This is a genomic window from Marinibactrum halimedae (genome assembly GCF_021234875.1).
In the GTDB taxonomy this organism is placed as follows: Bacteria; Pseudomonadota; Gammaproteobacteria; order Pseudomonadales; family Cellvibrionaceae; genus Marinibactrum; species Marinibactrum halimedae.
Window position 1 is genome coordinate 17,472 of record NZ_JAJQVM010000023.1, and the last position, 20,727, is coordinate 38,198.

Below are 20,727 nucleotides of genomic sequence, written 5' to 3' on the forward strand. Positions count from 1 at the left end.
ACCTCCAGGCGATTATGCCGCTTTCATATCGACCCGGCGATCACCGTGGAGCGCATCAACTAATTTTACCGCTTCTTGCTCCATGCCAACGACTAAGGAATCCACTCGACGCTGGAAGAAACGATGAGACATCATCGCAGGAATCGCCACACATAACCCTGCGGCGGTAGTGATTAACGCTTCAGAAATGCCACCAGCCAATGCACCTGCATTACCCGTACCTTGCATCATAATAGCGGTGAAAACATCGATCATACCGATCACGGTACCCAGTAAACCAAGAAGCGGAGCAATAGCAGCGATGGTGCCGAGCGTAGTGATATAACGCTCTAAATTGTGAATGACCTGATTTGCCGCTTCTTCAATACTGTCTTTCATCACATCTCGCCCTTGGCGAGAATTGGAAAGCCCTGCTGCCAAAATTTGTCCCAGAGCAGAACCTTGCTTAATCTCTTTGATGCGCTTGGCATCCATCTGATTGTTTTTAAGGCTTCCCCAGACATCACCCACCAAATGTTTCGGTGCGATCTTTTCAGGTTTTAACGTCCAAAAACGCTCTAAGGAAATCGCCAACACGGCCATAGAACACAATATGATCGGCAACATCAACCAGCCACCGGCTGCGATAATTTCAAACACGAACTACTCCCGCTCACTTACGATGATTGTATTACACTGAAGAATCTAGACGCCCAACGCCGAAAAATCGACTCCTATAACGCCTAGCACCGCGTGACTGTAGCACATGGTGTGAATCGCTAACACATGGATTTTATTGGATTTTTGCAGACAGGCGCACACGATACCAGACCAATCTCCCTTTGCGACTCATCACTCATTTATTTCTGATACCAGAATCGTCGATGGGCATCGCGTGCTCTTTTCACCGTCATTGTACCTTGTGCATTCCACTCAAATTCAATAGCGCCTTCTGTAGCGGTTGTGAAAAGCTCCGGCGGAACAGGCTGTTCATGATATCGTTCGATCACCTTCATCGATGGGTGGCCGTATCGATTACGATAACCACTGGAAAAAACGACATGTGTGGGGGCAAAAGCCGATAACAAACGATGACTGGAAGAGGTATTGCTCCCATGATGGGGCGCCACTAGAACACTCTGTTCAATCTTACCGCCTTCATCAAGCCCATCTCCCACTTTGGACTCATCTTCCTCTTCGGATAACTCTTCTGATAAATAGGCAGCTACTAAAAACCACTCTACTGCTTTACTTATATCCCCAGGAATCCATACCCTAGTTGTTTTGTAGCGCAGCTCAAGAACACACGATTGGTCATTCGACTTTAACGGGGTTGCTAACTTTCGTAGCATTTTATCAGAGAGTGAAGAGCTACTATGCCCCCATGAATTGTCTTTTAAGGGCCAAAGCACACGAATCTTAACCTCACCCCATTGCCACACTTGGCCCGCCCAACAATGACCAGACTCAACCGACAAGCGTTTAGGCTCCCCTGAACTAAATTGCTGAACATCCACCATGGCCCTGAGTTCTGGTAACCCACCGGCATGATCAAGATCACCATGGCTTATAATGACGTGATTTAAAGAAGTAATGCCTTCTCGCCTTAAGTAAGGGCCAACAATCCCTTCTGCAGCCGTAAACGACTCACTGTATGCTGGGCCAGAGTCGTACAGTAGCACTTGATTGTGAACCTGAATCACCACAGATAAGCCTTGACCCACATCCATCACCGTCATCTTAAGTAATGGGGGTTTCTTCTCAAACCCCTTAACACTGAATATCAGCAGTATCACGCCCAGACACTTGAGCAATCTTAATCCCGGAGGCAGAAAAATGAGTGGCACGGTCAAAACAATCAACCACCACCCAAGCCAGGCAAATCCAGTCGCCAACACAATCGGCTCCGAAAGTGGTGTACTCGATAGCCATTCGATAACAGGCCAAGGCACGCTCATCCCATTAGCCACCACACCAATAAAATCAATACCCCAATCACTGCTTGGAAACAGCATCGCAAGCGACATCGCCCCTAACACAGCCGGTACAAAAAATAGGGATACCACCGGAATTGCCAGCAAATTCGCCACCGGACTGATGCCACTCTGAGGAACACCGAGTAACGAAGACGGCAAGAGCATTAACCCCGTAATGTAGAGCTGGGCAATGACGAGGAGTGACAAGGGTCGCCCTAAGCGGCGGACGAGAAAAGAACTTTGATGCTGTAAATTGATTCGGCCCTGGCTAGCCCCAATCAAAATAACCACAACAAGAAAAGACATCCAAAAACCTGAACTGTGCCCCGCCAATGGATCAATCATCAATACGATGGCGGCGGCCAACCAAAATCCCATCCAAGGCCGATGAAATCCTCCTCTCATCCACATGACATTGGCAACCACAACCATGATCAATGCGCGTTGAGTGGGAACCGTAAATCCAGCGAGTAACGCATAAGCCAATGCACAAACAATAGAGAAAAGGGCTGGAGTCGCTTTGTAAGCCAGTACACTTCTTAACACCATCACTGGTAATAAAGACAAAGTTCGTTGGGCTACACGGCCAATTATCAAACCCAATCCCGCCGCCAAACCGATATGCAATCCAGAAATCGCAAGTAAGTGAACTAACCCCGTACGCTGTAATACCTCCCATTGACCTTCAGATAAGTAAGACCTGTCGCCAATAGACAAGGCCAATATCGGCCCAAGCATATCTGCAAGATGTATTGCCTCACCAGATCGTTCGACTAAGCGCTGCCGCCATTCAAAACGCCACCGATCCACACGACTTAAGCAATGCAGAAACACCCATTGCACTGAACTTGTTTTGAGTGAATTTCGAGAATCCTGTGCAGCCCCCTCTTCAAAAGAAAAATCAGACCAAAATAGAGGCATTACCGGCTCGGCTGTCACAGCCTTAGATGACCCTGCCTCAGATGAAGCTTTAGGCACCACATACCCTATTGCACCAATGCCCTGTTGCAATAACCAACGCTGGTAATCAAAACCCCCCGGATTTACAAATCCTCGCGGAGTTTTCAAACGTGTACTGAAACGAATAACCTGCCCAGGTATTGGAACGGATGAAGACTGGGCACTGACTCTAAGCCTTTGCGGAAACGGGTTATTAGATTGGCCTTTTTCGGATCTTCCTTTTAGTCGCTTTTGTATTAACAGCACTTCAATATTAAAAGTGGCTCGATACAATGAGGGCTTAAAGAAGCTCACCGGAGAATCTTTCAAAACAGTTGAAACGGGTGACTTTTCAGCCACCGAATGAAGGATAGGTAAGCCTGAGACCATCCCGACAATATCGTAAGTTCCACTCTCCGACTCCGGCAGCTGTCCTTGTATCATTCGATACCCGCTCCAGACACCCCATAACCCACCCAACAAAAATACACCCACAAGCATTATCCACTTACCTATCTCTTGATGATGGTTATCGCACCAACTGAACCCCACTTGCTTGATATAAACCCCACCACCAATCAAACATACGGTAAAAATCAATGCCCCAATACTTTCATAAACACTGGGTAGACTCGCCAAACGACTTGCGCAAAAAACACCTACGCAGAAGACTGCCAAGTAACACGAAATTGATATCGCACTCCAATTAATCAGTGTTTTAAATTTCAACATTAAAGTTTTTTAAAAGGATTTGAGTGACATACCATTAAGACATAGCCATATCTTGTGAATTAGAAAGAGTTGAAGCAGACCATATTAGTACATAAAAATTAGTACATAGTCCGTACAGCCCCCAAAAGACAGAGCCGTCAGAGAAATGAAATACAAAAATAAGGAAGAAGTATTTGGAGCAACATTTAAATCAGTGCATAATGGCGCGCTATTTGATTCGGCCCCTGAGTAGCAATGGCAAGAAAGATTTTAAAGCGCTGGATGCCCGATCCTTCCAAAGTAAGGGAGATGAAAGCACTGCAATTCTTAGGCGATGTTATACACGATCCCAACCTGTTCCACTTAAATCGCCACTCTGTATCCGTTGCCTTTTTTTTCGGTATTTTCATTGCGTTTTTGCCCATACCTGGACAAATGATTCTCGCAGCAGTGGCTTCGATTATTTTCCATTGCAATCTACCCATTACCGTCGCCTTGGTATGGATTTCCAATCCTATTACTATGGCTCCCCTGTTTTTTGCGACTTATAAATTTGGCACGTGGCTACTTGGAACCCCTATAGAGGAGTTTCATTTTGAAATGTCATGGTCATGGCTGAGAGAAGAAGTCATGACCATATGGCAGCCCTTATTAGTGGGGTCTCTTTTAACAGGCATCATCTCGGGAACACTTGGATACTTATCTATGCAGGCCTTCTGGCGCTGGCAAGTTGTCAGGCACTGGAACAAGCGGAAGAAACTAAGAGAAAACCCAAAGGCTTAAAGGCAAATAAAAGACATAAAAAAACCGGGATAAACCCGGTTTTTTTATGTCTATGCACTTATTAGTTAAGCTTCTCTTTGATTCGAGCAGCCTTACCAGTAAGATCGCGAAGATAATACAACTTCGCTTGACGAACATCACCACGACGCTTAACAGTGACGCTGTCTACCAGCGGGCTGTGAGTTTGGAAAGTACGCTCTACACCAACACCGTGAGAAATCTTACGAACGGTGAAGGCAGAATTCAATCCACGGTTGCGCTTACCAATCACAACACCTTCAAAAGCCTGAAGACGCTCACGCGAACCTTCTTTTACTTTTACTTGAACAACAACGGTATCACCAGGTGCGAACTCGGGTACATCCTTCTTTAGCTGTTCATTTTCCAGCTCTTGAATAATTTTGTTGGTCATTTTTTGCTCCTAAATAGCAAATCTCATTGTGTAGCTTCTCAGCTATACGAAACTCAGTCTTGAGTACAATCTTTCGAATTATACTCATCGAGCAGTCGCTGCTGCTCTGCAGAAAGCTGTTTGCGGCTCAATAAATCCGGCCTTCGCTCTTGTGTACGAACTAACGATTGTTGCAGGCGCCACTGCCGTATCCTTTCATGATTGCCAGACAAAAGAACTTCTGGCACAGCGCAATCATTGTAGATTTCTGGTCGAGTATAATGCGGACAATCCAAAAGCCCTTCACTGAAAGAGTCTTCATTAGCAGAGTCCACATGCCCAAGCACGCCAGGCAATAAGCGCATTACCGCGTCCATGATCACCATCGCCCCAAGCTCACCTCCACTGAGGACATAATCACCAATGGAAATTTCTTGGTCTACCTGAGCCTCAATCAGACGCTCATCAATGCCTTCATAACGCCCAGCGATCAAGACAAAATTCCCGCTATCGGCAAGCACTTGCGCTTGAGCCTGATGAAACACCTGGCCTTGTGGCGACAAATAAATCACCTTGGCACTCACTGAATCAGAACCTTCGGACGCCCATTGCTTTGCAGCAGCGATAGCATCACTTAACGGTTGGATCATCATCAACATGCCAGGCCCGCCACCGTAAGGACGATCATCAACGGTCTGATGTTTATCAGCAGTGTAATCCCGAGGATTCCAGCAGCGCACTTCCAGAATCTGTTGCTTAACGGCTCGACCACTAACGCCAAAGTCCGTTAGAGCTGATAACATTTCTGGAAACAGTGTCACCACTGCAATTCGCTTAACCACCTATACCCTCATTGATTGCACTGTACCGCTGTAAACACAACAACTGGAATCTCTAAAAATCTGGATCCCAGTCTACGGTGATCATCTGTTTTTCCAAGTCAACATTTAGCACATACTGACCGGGCACATAAGGGATAAGACGCTCTCGTGTATCAATGCTCTGCGTGTCGCCAGCAACAGATAAAACATCATTTGCACCTGTTTCAATCACCTTGCTCACAATACCAAGATCACGTTCAGTGTTATTGAAAACAGTCACAACCCTTAAGTCATGCAGTTGAATCCAGTAGAACTCACCCTCGGGCAGCTCAGGTAAACTGCTTCGCTCAATTGCAATGGCAACTTGTGACAGAGACTGCGCTTCATCTCTATCGTCAATACCTGCGATATGAGCAATAAAGCCTGCTCCTTGGGCTCGAAAATCATCGATTTCAACTTGTTTAACGCCATGCTTGGTTTTCAACCACCATGGCGAGTACTCGAAGATTTTGCTGTCCGGATCAGTATCTGATCGAACCTTAACCCAGCCTTTCACCCCGTATACACCGGTAATTTTACCGACGGAGATGAGATTTGAGCGCTTTTTCATTACCACCTATCAGGTACTGATTAATTAGTTCAATGACTTTGATTCAGCCATTTTTTACAAAAACGTTACGGATAAAGCGAGACAATACTTACGCTGCTGCTTTTGCAGCTTCTTTCAACAACTTGCTTACGCGATCAGAAACCTGTGCGCCTTGAGCAATCCAGTGATCGACGCGAGCCGCATCCACACGAAGACGCTCTTCTTGGCCACGAGCAATTGGGTTAAAGAAACCAACACGCTCAATGAAACGGCCATCACGAGCATTACGGCTGTCGGTAACAGTCAGGTGATAGAACGGACGCTTTTTAGAACCACCACGGGCTAAACGAATGCTTACCATGTAAGTCTTTCCTGTTTGTCTGATTTTTTGCGTTGCCTCACGGCAAGACAAGACATTTATTACTACTTTTACAGCCCCAAACATACAGGGACTGCCCTAAAGGGCGCTGGATTATAGTGAAACCATACTAAAATGTATAGATAGACCTTATCTCCAGTGCCTTAAAACAACCTAAAATGGAAGATAAAAACTTAATTAGTGACCCATCGTCGGTGGTAGGCCACCACCACCACCCATCATTCCACCCAGACCTCGCATCATTTTTGACATGCCGCCACCTTTCATTTTTTTCATCATCTTTGCCATTTGCTTGTGCTGCTTTAACAAACGATTCAGATCCTGAATATCGGTGCCGGAACCTTGTGTGATACGACGCTTACGGGAACCATTCAAAATTTCTGGGTTTCGTCGCTCATCTGGAGTCATAGAGCTGATCAAGGCTTCCATTTGCTTAAATTGCTTGGTCACATTAGCCTGTTCTGCCATTTGCGCCACATTACCCATCCCCGGTAATTTCTCAAGCATGGAAGCCATGCCGCCCATATTTGCCATTTGCTGCAACTGATCACGCAAGTCTTCCAAATCAAACTTTTGGCCTTTTTGAACTTTCTTGACCAGTTTTTCGGCTTTGTCTTTATCGACTTTACGTTCCGCTTCTTCGATAAGCGAAAGTACATCACCCATACCCAAAATACGGGAGGCAATACGGTCTGGGTGGAAAGGTTCTAAAGCATCAACCTTTTCACCCACCCCCAAGAATTTAATCGGCTTACCGGTGACATGGCGCACAGACAGTGCCGCCCCTCCCCGCGCATCACCATCGGCCTTCGTTAAAATCACCCCTGTTAACGGCAAAGCATCATTGAAGGCTTTTGCAGTATTAACGGCATCTTGACCAATCATCGCATCAATCACGAACAAGGTTTCTACCGGATTCACCGCTTTATGAAGGTCTTGGATTTCTGTCATCAACGCTTCATCGATATGCAGTCGGCCTGCGGTATCGACAATCACTACATCAAAGAACTGTTTCTTAGCATGAGAAATAGCATTATTGGCAATATCAACCGGCTTTTCTTCTGGGGTAGAAGGGAAGAAATCGACAGACACCTCATCGGCCAGAGTTTCCAACTGCTTAATGGCAGCAGGGCGATAAACATCAGCACTGACCACCAGTACTTTTTTCTTTTCTCTTTCTCTTAAAAAACGAGCAAGCTTTGCCACAGAAGTGGTTTTACCAGCACCTTGTAAGCCCGCCATCAATACCACTGCAGGTGGCTTAGCAGACAAACTGAGCTGTTCATTGGCCTCACCCATTACAGAGACCAATTCCTTCTCAACTATTTTCAGAAACTGTTGGCCAGGGTTGAGCGCCTTTGAAATCTGCTGGCCCAAAGCACGACTGCGTACTTGAGCAACAAAATCTTTAACAACGGGAAGGGCGACATCCGCTTCGAGAAGAGCCTTGCGAACTTCACGCAACGTTTTTTGGATATTCTCATCGGTAATTCGCGCTTTACCCGTAATGGAGCGCAACGACTGGGATAAACGATCGGTTAGGTTATCGAACATATTCGCTTAACTGCTTTGATTTGTATGGGAAAAATTTAGGCGCAAGTATACTCGATGCACTTATAAATGCACGGTAATTGATTCTTTGGGCAAAATTTCACCAAAACAAAAGGTAGATAGGAATAACTTCTATTTAATGCTCGGTTATGACAAACTTTTACTAGATTTAATCGCTAAAAGTGACGTTGATTACTATTTTGCTCGTCAAAGATTTATTTTTCGTTGAACCACTGGCCCCCTAACCACTGACTTACGATTTTTCGCATTATGATGACACCGGCCATAAATATCGCTGCCACATTTTTATACCTTGCCGCCAGCGCTTACGTTCTAATCGCTCTATTGAAAAAAACCAGTGTTAATAAAGAAGTGCTTATTGGAGTGAGTATAGCGGCGTTAGTGGCCCATGGATTTGGAGTGGGAAGCCAGTTATTCACCGAGCACGGATACAACTTAGGCTTCTTTGTCGCTCTATCATTGATTACTTGGGTCGTCAACTTATTAGTCCTGGTGAGCGGATTGCGTCTGCCATTGCACAATCTCTTTGTATTGCTGTTTCCTCTCTCAGCCGCCATTGTCGTCGCAACCATTGCCGCCCACCAACCATTGAAGGCCAATACCAGCCTTACGCCGGGCATGATTAGCCACATATTACTCTCTATTTTGGCATACAGCCTACTGACCATTGCTGCATTTCAATCTTTATTGCTGGCCTGGCAAAACCACCAGCTTCGCAACAAACATACAATGGGACGCGTCAGACTCCTGCCCCCCCTGCAAACCATGGAAACGCTTCTCTTTGATATGCTCTGGGCAGGCCAACTTTTTCTTACGATTTCAATCGTTTCAGGCTTTCTCTACCTTGAAGACATGTTTGGACAATCATTAGCGCACAAGACGATTTTATCGCTGTTTGCCTGGTGCCTATACTCTATCTTATTGTGGGGTCGACATTGGTTAGGTTGGCGTGGGAATAGTGCCATTCGATGGACACTGGCTGGCTTTTGTACACTTATGGTGGCCTATTTTGGTAGCAAGCTGGTATTAGAAATTATTCTTGGACGCTAGTTATTATGTTGAAATTGTCTTTACACAATAAGTTAAAACAGCATGAACTAAAGCGATACGCAATAAAACAATACCGATTAAAGACTATTGCGATGATCGCGAATCTGTTTCAGTATTAGATTATTCACTTTACCCCTATTAACAAACCAAAACAGGTCCTTCCCTGCTTGAACGATATCCCTCTTAGCGTACTTTTTGGCGCACTCGCCGGATTAATTGTATTGTCCGGATTTTTCTCAAGCTCTGAAACTGGCATGATGTCGATCAATCGATATCGACTAAAACACGCCACTAAAAAGGGCGACTCAGATGCGAAACGCGTAGCCGAATTACTCTCACGCCCGGATCGGCTGATTGGCGTCATCTTGATTGGCAATAATCTCGTCAATAACTTTGCCGCTGCACTAACGACCATGATTGCCATTCGACTTTATGGCGAAGGGGCTGTTTGGGCTGCCAGCACACTCCTGACCCTAGTTGTATTAATTTTTGCAGAGGTCACGCCGAAAACCATCGCAGCATTGCACCCTGAAAAAGTGGCTTACCCTGCCAGCTGGATACTAAGGCCACTGCTGATCCTTCTTTACCCCTTTGTTTTGCTCGTCAACTCCATCTCCAATGCGCTTGCTAAGCTCGCGGGAGTCAATCCGGATCAAGAACACAAGCAAGACCACCTAAACCCTGAAGAGTTAAGAACGGTTGTTGACGAAGCAGGTGACCTTATTCCTGATCAACATCAGGGTATGTTGCTTAATGTGCTCGATCTTGAAAAAGCCACTATCGAAGACATCATGATTCCACGCAACGATGTCGTTGGGCTGAATCTGGAGGAAGACATCTCGGTTCTTATGCAGCAAATTCGCAATTCGGACTACACACGTTTACCTGTGTACGAAGGAGATATTAATAACATTATCGGGACGTTACATTTACGCCATGTTTCTCGCTTCTTACACGGGGATGATTCAACCGTAACACACGAGGCCATTCGTCGCTTCTCCAAACAACCCTACTTTGTCCCTGAAGGTACACCACTGAGTACACAACTACTGAATTTTCAGAAAGAAAAACGCCGCATGGCCATCGTGGTTGATGAATACGGCGAAGTACAAGGCATTGTCACCCTTGAAGACCTGCTGGAAGAAATCGTCGGCGACTTCACAACTAACTCTGCAGAAGAAAATAACGAGTACATCACCGCTTTAGACAGTGACTGGTATGTGATTGATGGAAGTGCCTCTATTCGTGACATCAATAAACATCTAAATTGGGAGCTGCCCGCTGAAGGACCAAGAACATTGAATGGTGTGGCCTTAGAGTATCTACAAAGTATTCCTGATGGCATTGTGGGTTTTGATATGAAGGGTTACCGGCTGGAAGTAATCAGTCTGGATGGTAAGCGCATTGCCTCCGCAAAGGTTCGAAGATTCCCTTAACGAAAAACTCTTTCAGGAGCGCTGCTATGGCGCTCAACCCTCTTACCAAAGCATACTTCCATAAAGTGGGCAATGACCTTAGCGGTAAACCCCCAGATTTCATATCCGTTGTATTCCCACGCCGGCGCCCAATACTCTTTTCCTTGATAGTAAAAAATATCCGTCCGTAAACGAGACTCCTGAGCAAAAAAAGACACCGGCACATGAAAGATCGCGTCTAACTCATTCAAGTTAGGGGTCATTTCAACGGCATGCTCCACCACCCCTACCACCGGCTGAACAGCTATCCCCATACGAGTGTAATGGGTTTTCAGCATACCTAAAGGCGTTACCAATTGTTCTGGAAGCGCAATTTCTTCTTCAGATTCCCGTAGGGCCGTCGACACCAAACTCCCATCCCCCTGCTCCCACTTCCCACCAGGAAATGAAACCTCTCCACTATGGGAATTTAAGTGAGCGGCTCTCTGGGTAAGGACGATACTGGGTTTACTCAACAGGTTCATAAGCGCGATTAAAACCGCTGCCTTCCCCGAACCATCGAAAGAATCTTCGTGTGGTGGCAGTTCAATTAAGCTTTTCTGGCAAAAAGAGATCATATATCAATCCGTAGTACATCAATGACACCAACCCAAGCAATACCAGAGAAATATCTGCTTAGATCACCATTATCCGAAACAGCTATCACTTTGACCAATTCATCTCAGTGGCGCCTAGATCCACAGATAAAAAGGCTATAATAAAATGCTATAACCAAACCAATCACTCCTTGTTAAAATCGTGATCTTGTTGATTACGGCCAAAATCGAGCTGTAGTAGTGTGACCGTAGCGGGTGAAAACGGACTCACCCTATCAACGATTGACCCTTGGAGTGTTTATGAAATCGAAACTGCCCGACTTTGATACGCTAGTAGAACTTGCAAAGAATGACCCTATTAGGCTTGAATCAATCAAGCAAGCACACATCAACGAAATTATCAGTGCGGCACCCACACTATCACAACCTCGACTACGGGGTTTGCAATTTCAAATTGATGCCAAACGCCAATCCAGTAAAAACGCGCTCAAAGCGTGCATTACTATTTCAGCAATGATGAGAGAAAGCTTTGATCAGCTTCGTATTGTACTGAACGAAGGAGAATACAAGCCTACTCCTAACGGGCAAAAAAGCGCCACGATTTTACCTTTCAAAAGGGAACTGGCGGCCAAATAAATTTCGTATATACTGCCGACGTCAATTTGGAGGCAGCCAATGAATTATTGCAGTGTTTGTGGTAACCCCGTCACCCTGGCCATTCCTCAGGGTGATGATCGCGAGAGGCACATTTGTAATCACTGCGATACCATCCATTACCAAAATCCTCGGATTATCACCGGTTGTCTTGTCACACATGACAAACAGATTCTGTTGTGCAAGCGAGCGATAGAGCCTCGCAAACATTTTTGGACGTTGCCAGCAGGCTTTATGGAAAACGGAGAAACCACCGAAGAAGGAGCCATCCGAGAAACCTGGGAAGAAGCCAAAGCCACTGTAAAGTCAGAAGGCCTCTACCAAATTTTTAACCTCCCCCACATCAATCAAGTTTACTTCTTTTACCGAGCTTCATTTCTCAACCCGCAATCTTCAACCCCTCTGTTTGCAGCAGGCCCAGAATCCTTAGAAGTGGAACTTTTTTCACCTGAAAACCTACCGTGGGACCAACTCGCCTTCCCTGTTATCAAACAAACTTTATTAGACTATTTGGGAGATAGGGAGCAGGGTCACTTCCCCGTAAGAGACCAAAAAATAAACATTAACGCGCTGCTACAACAAAATACAAACGCTCAAAACTGATGTATTAGATAGCGCCTTTACCGAAGCTCGAATGACCGAAACACAAAATACGCTGGCTCTTCATAGGGGTGCGCCTCTATCATCGCACTGATCGCTGAATTCAGAACTTTTTCTTCACAAACCAATTCTAGCTTGGTTTCAGCTACTCGCTCCAATGTGTTTAACTCCCCGATATAAGGCTGACTTCCCGAGCCCGGCCGAAATTGACCGACGCCCTCAACCTCCCAACAGCACTCAGTATAATCCCCGATGGCACCCGCACCCGCCGAAAACAACGCGCCCTTAACCTCATCTTTATGAGAGTTAGGTACATACACAATAATTTGAAACATACGTCATTTATCTCTACAGATTGATAGTCCTTACAAGATGAGTCCTTACAAAATGAGTCTCTATAAAATGATTGGCCTTTACAAACGAACTGTCTTTACAAACTGAGAACTACATTTCCGGTAGAGCTTCAGGCAACACTGGTTCTTGTGAAGCATCTTGCTTTGATTGATCTACGACCCCAGCAATGATTTGCAATAGCTCCTGAACCGCCTCATTCATCACCTCAGACGTCGTGGTATCAACAAGCTGTATGAATGTCGTCATCTGGGGGTGATTCAAGGCTACTCTAAACTTGTCCACCTCAGAGGGGTACAACGATCTCAACCCGTCAATCCAACGTAGTTTTTCTTGACGACGCCACTGTGGCCTCAACTCGAAACTCTGTAATGCCAATACTTCATTCACTTCTTGAGACTGAAAAGGTCGATTTGGAAGCAAAATCTTCGCAATCCCAGAGGTTAAATCCCCCATGACCGCCTGGCGGCGTCGTAATTGCTTTTCAGTAGGTTTAAATCGATTCTCATAATCCTCTGCAAAATCTGATAATGCATCATTTGCCAGTAACGACTGAGATAAACTCGTACGTTGTTTTTTAAGGCGCTCAGGCCGGGATGCCGCTGCCAACCCCATTACAATACGCCTGCCAGCAGGTTGCTGATACCAATCGTAGGCCCACTCTATACTTAAACCTTGGCGGTGCATCGCCAAGCGATTTTCTAAACGTTTTCTCATCGCGGATGAAGAATGTACTGTTTTAGATTGTGCCAAAATCAACGTCCACTGATCCGTAGAAAAATGGTATCCCCTTGATTCAGCGAACATCAACGCCTCAAATACAAATTCTGGAAAAGCCTTAATAGGTTCATCCAAATACGTTTGATCAAGTAAACGTGGCACATCGACTTCATTGCCGTAGACCGAAGAACATATCACAACAAGCGTACTCGCTATCCACATTGAAAGACGTCGAACCAATAAGTGTTTACTTCGAATAAATAAATCTCTTTTTCGAACAAAAAAAGAACAGATAGGCACTTGCTGCAGCATGAAAATTCCCGATCTAAAAACAATAAGTAAGATTAAACCCCACCCTCGAAATAAAGTGTACCCACTTGACGAGGCTTTTCAGCTCCCATATCCGTAACATAGCATCTGTAGTAAAGTGCCCACATGCAAACCCTCTTCAAAATACGACCGAAGGGGGGGCTTATACAATCCAGTTAACATCTAAGTCTGTTGACAACAAGACCCGTTAACAACAAAGTCTGTTAATTACAAAAGACGTATCGCAGTATGAAAATTCATTTAGCCCCCATGGAAGGTGTTGTTGATGCCAGTGTCAGAGAATTATTGACGGCTCTAGGCGGCATTGATCAATGTGTTACAGAGTTTATTCGTGTTACTGACCACCCTCTACCTCCCAAGGTTTTTACACGATACTGCCCAGAATTGGAAAACCATTGCACCACCTCTTCTGGCACACCTGTCAAAATTCAACTATTGGGGGGAAAGCCCGAACCCATGGCCGTTAATGCGGCCAAAGCAGCGAGACTAGGGGCTCATACCATCGACTTAAATTTCGGCTGCCCAGCGAAAACGGTCAATAAAAATGACGGGGGGGCTTCCCTTCTGAAAGAACCTGAACGCGTTAACCAGATTGTTTCCGCTGTACGACATGCCGTTCCCAACACGACACCCGTCACCGGGAAAATTCGATTAGGATTTCATGATCGCTCAGGCTATTTAGACAATGCACTGGCCGTTGCGGAAGGCGGTGCCAGCGAATTGGTTGTGCACGCCCGCTCTAAAGTGGATGGTTACAAACCACCTGCGTATTGGGAAACTCTAGCCGACATTCGCGAAACTCTAGCCAAAGTAACTCCAAACGTTAACGTAGTGGCTAACGGAGAGATTTGGACCGTTGAAGACTGGAAACAGTGCCGTGCCGAATCCGGCTGTACGGATTTTATGATCGGCAGAGGATTAATGGCTTGCCCAGATTTAGCACTGCAAATTAAGGCCTACGCTGCCAATGAATCGATCGCCGCCCACTCCTGGCAAGACATATGCTCTCTACTGCATCGATTTTATTCCGCAACCACTCGTCTTTACCCGAAAAAGTTCACCGGCAATCGGCTCAAACAGTGGCTGGCTTATTTAAGGAAGCAATACCCAGAAGCGGAACAATTTTTTGAACAAATTAAAGGCACTCGCGAACCCCTCATCATAGAAAAATACTTTTCCGAACAATTATCGTGAGATTTTTGAGAGATTTTTGTGTCTAAATAGTGTGAAACTTATTAAGGGTTCCACTCCTTAAGAGTTAACGACAGCATCCAACTGTTTAATCATTACATTTTTTAAGCCATTAGGGTAATTCAATGCTAACACGACTCAAAAAATCTCAAATAAAAAAGTCTTGGCGCTCAAGTGCTCAAAGTATGTCACTGACACTATGCTCAATGTTATTCGCTTCATTAATGATTCTCTCTCCCGCGCACGCCGAAAAGATGACAGAATCCGAGATGTCGCTGCCTGCCATTGCCAAAACCGCTAAAGATATTCAACCCATTCGTGTTGGCGAGCTAGCGCCCCGCTTCACCATTCAAACTGTTGAAAATACACCCTATGTGTTTGACCCCAAAACACTGAAACAACCCTCACTGATTATCACCTACCGAGGTGGATGGTGCCCTTACTGTAATACTCAATTGCAAGATTTACGCAAAGTATTACCAGAAATTCGTGAGCTGGGTGTCAACACACTCTTTTTAAGTGGTGACAGGCCAGAAATTTTGCACTCAAGTTTATCGGGAGAAACACAAGAAGCGATTAAAGGGTTGAATTACACCATTTATTCTGACGCCAATATGAATGCCGCTCGTCGTTTAGGCATTGCATTTGAAGCGAAGGGATTAATAAATCGCTTAGTAAAATTTGCCAAAGACACAAAGGCATCTTCTTTGGAGTTGCACAATGCCTTAGCAGTACCAGCGGTCATTTTGATTGATAAAGAAGGGACTGTGAAATACGTATACACCAATCCAGATTACAAAGTCAGAATGCCCGCTGACGAACTGCTGGCCACAGTAAAATCGCTGATTTCTTCGCCGAAGGTTATGTAATTTACACAATAATAAGCAGGAGGGGCTTAGCCCCTTCTTCTATTCAAGCATGGTCAACGATACTTTATCGAATGAGATTCCGGATTATTTGAAGTATTTCATTAGGCAACCTATTTTTTCTGGCAACCCTAAAAAATAAAAACCAACACACAGAGAAACTATTTTCTCAAAGAGAAAAACCAACCAACCCTTTAATTTCAGAAATCGCTATCCGTCACGGTACATACCAATCACATACAATCCCTCTCATTCTTCAATTTTTCTCTCCCCCAAGACATTTAATTATCACTAATGGAGCACAATCATGGACGTCATTTATTCATAATAGAATGAAACTGCGAAATAGTATTTTCTAGCAAACACATTTACTTTGATTGATCGAATTCATATAACTAATCGAAATACACACAATATTCCAGAAAAGTAAAGCTTATCTGCCTTACCTGAACTGTCATCTCAGCGTCACTACCCTAGCCTCAACGCTTGACCCTAAGCTCTACAACTAGGATTATGTTCCAAAATAATTGTGGAAGCGGATAGAGCGCCACTGTACAGGCCCCATTATCATGAAGATACTCTTTGTTTTACTGATTTTATTTTGTCATACCAGCAACGCCGTTTCTTTTAAAGTTAGCATCAGCACTCCTCAAAATACGACCTTACCTAACGTTGTTGTTTACTTAATCCCCAACAAAGCTGTGAACAATCCGATTTCAGAAATCAGCATTATGGATCAAGTCAACCAACAGTTTAAACCGCACATTTTACCCATTCAAACCAATACCCTCGTTCATTTTCCGAACTCCGATTCCATTAAGCATCATGTGTACTCTTTTTCCAAAGCGAAAAAATTTGAGCTGCCTTTGTATAAAGGCAGCGAAACAGACCCCCTACTCTTTGACAAGCCAGGGCTCATTGAGCTGGGATGCAATGTACATGACTGGATGCTGGGTTATATTTTAGTGGTGGATACCCCCCATTTTGCGCAAACCAATGCAGAAGGGGTTGTCGAATTTGACTTACCCGCAGACAAATATAAAGTGAAAGTATGGCACCCTCGCATCCAAGATAACCCCAGCCACTTGGAAAAGGCCGTTACACTAAAAGAGGATACACATTTACAATTTAAGTTAATGTCTGAGCTGTTACCCAGTCATGAAGAGTATGAAGATAATGATGAATTCTCTGACTATGAATTTTAATGATAGGCTGTGATGATGAGCCATTCCCGCACACCCAGGTTGAATTCTCTTCGCAGTCGCATGTTATTGATTTTTTTAGTACTGCTCACACTCATTACCACCACAACTCTATTTATCGTCAATTCCACAACCTATCAACATTCTACAGGCCAATTAAAAAACTTGGCACAAACCGCAGCCAGTGTAGTTCAGGATAAAGTTCAAAATCGCGCAAGAGTCTTACATGAAGGGCTTGTTACAGCATCCAATAATTTTAATTTACGAAGCCTGATTTATGATGCAGAAAACGACCCAGAATCATTAGCCTCAGCGATGAAAAATTTCCAAACGCGTAATAACGCAGACATTTTTTGGATCACCGATAACCAAGGTCAGCCTTTAGAAAATTCATTAAGCCAAGTTAATTTACCAACATCCCCCAACCAAGTCATTGGGGGAGAAATTAATTGGGTCAAACATAATGAGGCATTTTACCTGATACAAGCTGCCCCCATTAAAAAGACGGCCTCATCACGAAACATCGATTATTGGTTACTCATGGGTATTGCAGCCAACAAATTGATTAATGAAGATTTGGTTAACTTAACGGCTATGGAAGTCAGTTTAGTTCGGCAAGACGATGAACATTGGGTGATTGCCTCAACTTTTGACTCAGAAAATATTGAAGATTTAAAAAAGGCAGATTTGATTACCAATGCCTCATTACAAGAAATTGCTTTAGGGGACTCAACCTTTGTTTATGCCGCCTATCCAATGGGAGTATGGCAACAGGCTCAGGTTTTCAAAGTCTTAGCCATTAACAAAAATTCCGCTTATATCAGCTACACCAGCTTACTGTCACAACTGGCCGGCATTCTTGGGCTGGCAGCCTTACTATCGTTAGCTGGGGCCATGTTATTATCTAACGGAATCACAAAACCCATTGCAAAACTTTCGAACAGTGCATTGAAAATTAGTGGCGGTGATTATCAAGTCGAGCTGCCTTCGCAATCAATCCAAGAAGTGAACGTACTCTCGGCAGCGTTCAAACAAATGATTAGTGGCCTCAAAGAACGTGAACAGAAAATTCATTATCTCGCCTACTATGACGAACTTACGGGCCTCCCGAATCGCTTACAGTTTAATGACGCCATTCGCCAAAAAATCAACCAACCTTCATCAACAGAAATCACGATTTTAATGCTGGACATTGATCATTTTAAAGACATCAATGACACCGTAGGACATGACACAGGCGATACATTACTCAACCTGATCGCGCAACGCATGATGATTTATGCAGGAGAAAACACGCTTTATGCTCGAATCGGCGGAGACGAATTTGGGATTATATTGGATGAAAGTCATGGTCAAACACCTGAAGCATTTGCCCAATCAATAGCCGACTTATTTGAGCGTCCCTTTGTCATTGATGGCTTAACATTGGATGTCAATGTCAGTATTGGCGTCGCCGTTTATCCCCACAGTGCTAAAACGGCAGAAGACCTGATTCAATGTGCCGATATTGCTTTGTACAGTGGCAAAGGGCAACATTCACCTTTCACACTGTATAAAACCGAGTTAAATAAATATTCAGTACAACGGCTCAACCTGATGTCTGAGCTAAAAGAATCTTTATCTCAAGGTCAGCTTGAGCTGTATTATCAACCCAAGCTGAGTATAGACGAGAATCAAATTCAAACCGTGGAATGCCTTATCCGCTGGAATCACCCAGAACACGGTTTTATTCCTCCCGACGAGTTTATTCCTTTAGCCGAACAAACCGGCTCCATACGCCATGTTACCCATTGGGCATTAAGGGCAGCGCTCAAACAACAGAACCTTTGGCATCGCCAAGGCTATGACATTGGAATGGCCGTCAATATTTCTGCCGTCGATTTAGTGGATATGAAACTGCCAACCTACGTGAGCGAGTTGCTCAGTGAATTCCATGTTGAAGCCCAAATGCTAACCTTGGAAGTGACAGAGAGCGCTATTATGGGCAACCCCGATAATGCTATGAAAGCGTTAAATACCCTTCGAAGAATGGGCATAACCTTGTCCATCGACGACTTTGGTACGGGTTACTCCTCCATGGCACAACTGAAGAAAATGCCGGTGGACGAACTGAAAATAGACAAAGCATTTGTATTGGATTTGGCCAAAAGCCAAGAAGATCAGGTTATGGTCAAAACTGTCATCTCTCTGGCTCAAAATTTAGGTTTAAAGACAGTAGCAGAAGGTGTAGAAGACGCCCAAAGTCTCGAATACTTAGCCGCCATTGGTTGTACAAAAGCGCAAGGGTTTTATTTAAGTCGCCCACTTCCTGCCAATAAATTTGAAGATTGGTATACCCAGTTCCTTGAACAACAGCAGACCCAAACCGTATGAAAAAAAGGCTACTTTTCATTCTATTCAGCTGCTTTCATTTTGAAATTGCAGCTTTTGAATTAAACGGCCTTATTCAAGCCAATATCGCCGCCACAGACTCTCTAACCAACTGGCAAGAAAACGGAACCGGCATACTGCGCTACGACCAAGATCGTGCTCACCTGCAGCACACTTTTTTAGACGTCACTAAAGAGCTGCCCTCTTCATTCACACTCCATACCGTGCTGAATGCTTACCAAGATGGCAATCAGCAACTGGGCTTCAGCCAAGCCGAGCTGATATACAAACCATTAAGCGCCGATACCATTAAGTGGCAAGGCCGAGCCGGTTTTTTTTACCCCAAGTTATCTTTAGAGAATGTCGATACCGGCTGGCTCTCGCCATACACTTATACGCAATCAGCAATCAACAGTTGGATTGGTGAAGAACAAAGAACAGCCGGTATCGAAGTCACTGCCTACAGCCCAGGCAGAGTGCGAAAGAGTCCCTGGTCATGGCAAATCCGCTTCGCCACCTTTGCCGGTAATGACTCACTGGGGGCATTAATAAGCTGGCGTGGTTTCGCCATGCACGATCGTCAGAGCTTGTATGGCGATCGCGTAGAACTCGCGCCTTATCCCAGCGTCATTAATCGAGAAGGGTTATGGCATCCCAATTGGATAGAACCCTTTCGCGAAATTGACGATCGCCTGGGAGTGTATGTGGGCGCACATTTGGATTATTACACTCAAACCAAATTTCGGTATTACTATTACGACAACCTTGCAGACCCCAACGCACTGAACCAACAACGTCTTTATGCTTGGCGAACCCGCTATCATTCGTTTGCATTTCAACACAGGCTGTCAAAACAAACCCGCCTCATCAGCCAATATATGACAGGCAGTACCGAAATGGGTGATAACTTTGTGTTCGTCGATTATGATGCTTTTTACCTTATGCTCAGCCACCGAATGAACCAGCATAGAGTGAGTCTACGATACGATCGTTTTATAGTGCATGAAGACGACACCATTCCTGAAGATAATAATGAGAGTAATGGATACGGAATCACACTAGCTTGGCGCTACAACTTTACCAAGCAATGGCAACTGGGCTTAGAACATCACATCAATCGCAATACAGCGGTCAATCGAGAATCATTAAACATCGCTCAAGAGCAACATCAACAACAGAGTCTTTTTGTCGTTCAAATGAAATTTTAAAAAATAATAACGCCAAGAAATTAAACTCCATCAG

The 20,727-nt window shown here is 44.7% G+C and carries 20 protein-coding genes; 10 read left to right on the top strand and 10 right to left on the bottom strand.

Annotation, left to right across the window (positions count from 1 at the left end):
• Positions 1-12: 12 nt before the first annotated feature.
• Together LU351_RS13655 and LU351_RS13660 are read right to left on the bottom strand one after the other, a co-directional pair.
• Positions 13-639 carry a MotA/TolQ/ExbB proton channel family protein gene (locus LU351_RS13655; protein WP_232594645.1) on the bottom strand — a complete coding sequence of 209 codons (627 nt, stop codon included), beginning with the start codon at positions 637-639 and terminating at the stop codon, positions 13-15.
• Positions 640-839: 200 nt separating this feature from the next.
• Complete coding sequence (locus LU351_RS13660; RefSeq protein WP_232594646.1) at positions 840-3,626, bottom strand: DNA internalization-related competence protein ComEC/Rec2; 2,787 nt, start codon at positions 3,624-3,626, stop codon at positions 840-842.
• Positions 3,627-3,860: 234 nt separating this feature from the next.
• On the opposite strand from LU351_RS13660, the gene LU351_RS13665 reads away from it, so the two are divergent.
• On the top strand, positions 3,861-4,388 hold the full coding sequence (locus tag LU351_RS13665; protein WP_232594647.1) for a DUF2062 domain-containing protein: 528 nt from the start codon (positions 3,861-3,863) through the stop codon (positions 4,386-4,388).
• Positions 4,389-4,449: 61 nt separating this feature from the next.
• Here LU351_RS13665 and rplS read toward each other — a convergent pair whose 3' ends face one another.
• From rplS to ffh, 5 genes are all read right to left on the bottom strand, one after another.
• Complete coding sequence (gene rplS / locus LU351_RS13670; RefSeq protein ID WP_232594648.1) at positions 4,450-4,800, bottom strand: 50S ribosomal protein L19; 351 nt, start codon at positions 4,798-4,800, stop codon at positions 4,450-4,452.
• Between the two features lie 53 nt (positions 4,801-4,853).
• Entirely contained in the window at positions 4,854-5,621 is a 768-nt protein-coding gene (trmD, locus tag LU351_RS13675; protein WP_284285283.1) for a tRNA (guanosine(37)-N1)-methyltransferase TrmD, read from the bottom strand.
• Positions 5,622-5,673: 52 nt separating this feature from the next.
• Entirely contained in the window at positions 5,674-6,210 is a 537-nt protein-coding gene (rimM, locus tag LU351_RS13680; protein WP_232594649.1) for a ribosome maturation factor RimM, read from the bottom strand.
• A gap of 88 nt (positions 6,211-6,298) precedes the next feature.
• Positions 6,299-6,550 (bottom strand): 30S ribosomal protein S16, encoded by a 252-nt coding sequence (gene rpsP, locus LU351_RS13685; protein WP_232594650.1) that lies wholly within the window; start codon positions 6,548-6,550, stop codon positions 6,299-6,301.
• Positions 6,551-6,745: 195 nt separating this feature from the next.
• The gene (gene ffh / locus LU351_RS13690; RefSeq protein ID WP_232594651.1) at positions 6,746-8,122 is read right to left on the bottom strand and encodes a signal recognition particle protein; all 1,377 of its coding nucleotides are present in this window, start codon (positions 8,120-8,122) and stop codon (positions 6,746-6,748) included.
• 267 nt (positions 8,123-8,389) lie between these two features.
• On the opposite strand from ffh, the gene LU351_RS13695 reads away from it, so the two are divergent.
• Entirely contained in the window at positions 8,390-9,190 is an 801-nt protein-coding gene (locus tag LU351_RS13695) for a cytochrome C assembly family protein (RefSeq protein WP_232594652.1), read from the top strand.
• Between the two features lie 167 nt (positions 9,191-9,357).
• Positions 9,358-10,626: an HlyC/CorC family transporter gene (locus tag LU351_RS13700; protein WP_232594653.1), complete on the top strand. Its 1,269-nt coding sequence runs from the start codon at positions 9,358-9,360 to the stop codon at positions 10,624-10,626.
• Here LU351_RS13700 and LU351_RS13705 read toward each other — a convergent pair.
• On the bottom strand, positions 10,623-11,222 hold the full coding sequence (locus LU351_RS13705) for an NUDIX hydrolase (RefSeq protein WP_232594654.1): 600 nt from the start codon (positions 11,220-11,222) through the stop codon (positions 10,623-10,625). The two genes, LU351_RS13700 and LU351_RS13705, sit on opposite strands and share 4 nt — an antisense overlap.
• A 279-nt stretch (positions 11,223-11,501) precedes the next feature.
• Here LU351_RS13705 and LU351_RS13710 point away from each other — a divergent pair, with 279 nt between their 5' ends.
• Together LU351_RS13710 and LU351_RS13715 are read left to right on the top strand one after the other, a co-directional pair.
• Complete coding sequence (locus tag LU351_RS13710; protein ID WP_232594655.1) at positions 11,502-11,837, top strand: DUF3135 domain-containing protein; 336 nt, start codon at positions 11,502-11,504, stop codon at positions 11,835-11,837.
• A 39-nt stretch (positions 11,838-11,876) separates the two neighbouring features.
• Positions 11,877-12,458 carry an NUDIX hydrolase gene (locus LU351_RS13715; protein WP_232594656.1) on the top strand — a complete coding sequence of 194 codons (582 nt, stop codon included), beginning with the start codon at positions 11,877-11,879 and terminating at the stop codon, positions 12,456-12,458.
• Between the two features lie 17 nt (positions 12,459-12,475).
• On the opposite strand, the gene LU351_RS13720 is transcribed toward LU351_RS13715, so the two are convergent.
• Complete coding sequence (locus LU351_RS13720; RefSeq protein ID WP_232594657.1) at positions 12,476-12,790, bottom strand: YqfO family protein; 315 nt, start codon at positions 12,788-12,790, stop codon at positions 12,476-12,478.
• Between the two features lie 109 nt (positions 12,791-12,899).
• On the bottom strand, positions 12,900-13,838 hold the full coding sequence (locus tag LU351_RS13725) for a hypothetical protein (RefSeq protein WP_232594658.1): 939 nt from the start codon (positions 13,836-13,838) through the stop codon (positions 12,900-12,902).
• A gap of 246 nt (positions 13,839-14,084) precedes the next feature.
• On the opposite strand from LU351_RS13725, the gene LU351_RS13730 reads away from it, so the two are divergent.
• The 5 genes from LU351_RS13730 to LU351_RS13750 all read left to right on the top strand — a co-directional run bounded on the left by LU351_RS13730 (position 14,085) and on the right by LU351_RS13750 (position 20,693).
• Complete coding sequence (locus LU351_RS13730; protein WP_232594659.1) at positions 14,085-15,050, top strand: tRNA-dihydrouridine synthase; 966 nt, start codon at positions 14,085-14,087, stop codon at positions 15,048-15,050.
• A 182-nt stretch (positions 15,051-15,232) separates the two neighbouring features.
• Positions 15,233-15,916 carry a peroxiredoxin-like family protein gene (locus LU351_RS13735; protein WP_232594660.1) on the top strand — a complete coding sequence of 228 codons (684 nt, stop codon included), beginning with the start codon at positions 15,233-15,235 and terminating at the stop codon, positions 15,914-15,916.
• A 566-nt stretch (positions 15,917-16,482) separates the two neighbouring features.
• Complete coding sequence (locus LU351_RS13740) at positions 16,483-17,118, top strand: methylamine utilization protein (protein ID WP_232594661.1); 636 nt, start codon at positions 16,483-16,485, stop codon at positions 17,116-17,118.
• 12 nt (positions 17,119-17,130) lie between these two features.
• Positions 17,131-19,488 (top strand): bifunctional diguanylate cyclase/phosphodiesterase, encoded by a 2,358-nt coding sequence (locus tag LU351_RS13745; RefSeq protein ID WP_232594662.1) that lies wholly within the window; start codon positions 17,131-17,133, stop codon positions 19,486-19,488.
• Positions 19,485-20,693 (top strand): hypothetical protein, encoded by a 1,209-nt coding sequence (locus LU351_RS13750; protein WP_232594663.1) that lies wholly within the window; start codon positions 19,485-19,487, stop codon positions 20,691-20,693. The genes LU351_RS13745 and LU351_RS13750 overlap by 4 nt, the downstream gene beginning before the upstream one ends.
• Positions 20,694-20,727 lie beyond the last annotated feature (34 nt).

Excerpts from the sequence above, each read along its gene's own strand:
- LU351_RS13695 (WP_232594652.1), top strand. The coding sequence starts at position 8,390 with ATGATGACACCGGCCATAAATATCGCTGCCACATTTTTATACCTTGCC.
- LU351_RS13665 (WP_232594647.1), top strand. The coding sequence starts at position 3,861 with ATGGCAAGAAAGATTTTAAAGCGCTGGATGCCCGATCCTTCCAAAGTA.
- LU351_RS13710 (WP_232594655.1), top strand. The coding sequence starts at position 11,502 with ATGAAATCGAAACTGCCCGACTTTGATACGCTAGTAGAACTTGCAAAG.
- LU351_RS13740 (WP_232594661.1), top strand. The coding sequence starts at position 16,483 with ATGAAGATACTCTTTGTTTTACTGATTTTATTTTGTCATACCAGCAAC.
- LU351_RS13660 (WP_232594646.1), bottom strand. The coding sequence starts at position 3,626 with ATGTTGAAATTTAAAACACTGATTAATTGGAGTGCGATATCAATTTCG.
- LU351_RS13735 (WP_232594660.1), top strand. The coding sequence starts at position 15,233 with ATGTCACTGACACTATGCTCAATGTTATTCGCTTCATTAATGATTCTC.
- ffh (WP_232594651.1), bottom strand. The coding sequence starts at position 8,122 with ATGTTCGATAACCTAACCGATCGTTTATCCCAGTCGTTGCGCTCCATT.
- rpsP (WP_232594650.1), bottom strand. The coding sequence starts at position 6,550 with ATGGTAAGCATTCGTTTAGCCCGTGGTGGTTCTAAAAAGCGTCCGTTC.
- rimM (WP_232594649.1), bottom strand. The coding sequence starts at position 6,210 with ATGAAAAAGCGCTCAAATCTCATCTCCGTCGGTAAAATTACCGGTGTA.
- rplS (WP_232594648.1), bottom strand. The coding sequence starts at position 4,800 with ATGACCAACAAAATTATTCAAGAGCTGGAAAATGAACAGCTAAAGAAG.
- LU351_RS13750 (WP_232594663.1), top strand. The coding sequence starts at position 19,485 with ATGAAAAAAAGGCTACTTTTCATTCTATTCAGCTGCTTTCATTTTGAA.
- LU351_RS13725 (WP_232594658.1), bottom strand. The coding sequence starts at position 13,838 with ATGCTGCAGCAAGTGCCTATCTGTTCTTTTTTTGTTCGAAAAAGAGAT.
- LU351_RS13705 (WP_232594654.1), bottom strand. The coding sequence starts at position 11,222 with ATGATCTCTTTTTGCCAGAAAAGCTTAATTGAACTGCCACCACACGAA.
- LU351_RS13745 (WP_232594662.1), top strand. The coding sequence starts at position 17,131 with ATGATGAGCCATTCCCGCACACCCAGGTTGAATTCTCTTCGCAGTCGC.
- LU351_RS13730 (WP_232594659.1), top strand. The coding sequence starts at position 14,085 with ATGAAAATTCATTTAGCCCCCATGGAAGGTGTTGTTGATGCCAGTGTC.
- LU351_RS13720 (WP_232594657.1), bottom strand. The coding sequence starts at position 12,790 with ATGTTTCAAATTATTGTGTATGTACCTAACTCTCATAAAGATGAGGTT.
- LU351_RS13715 (WP_232594656.1), top strand. The coding sequence starts at position 11,877 with ATGAATTATTGCAGTGTTTGTGGTAACCCCGTCACCCTGGCCATTCCT.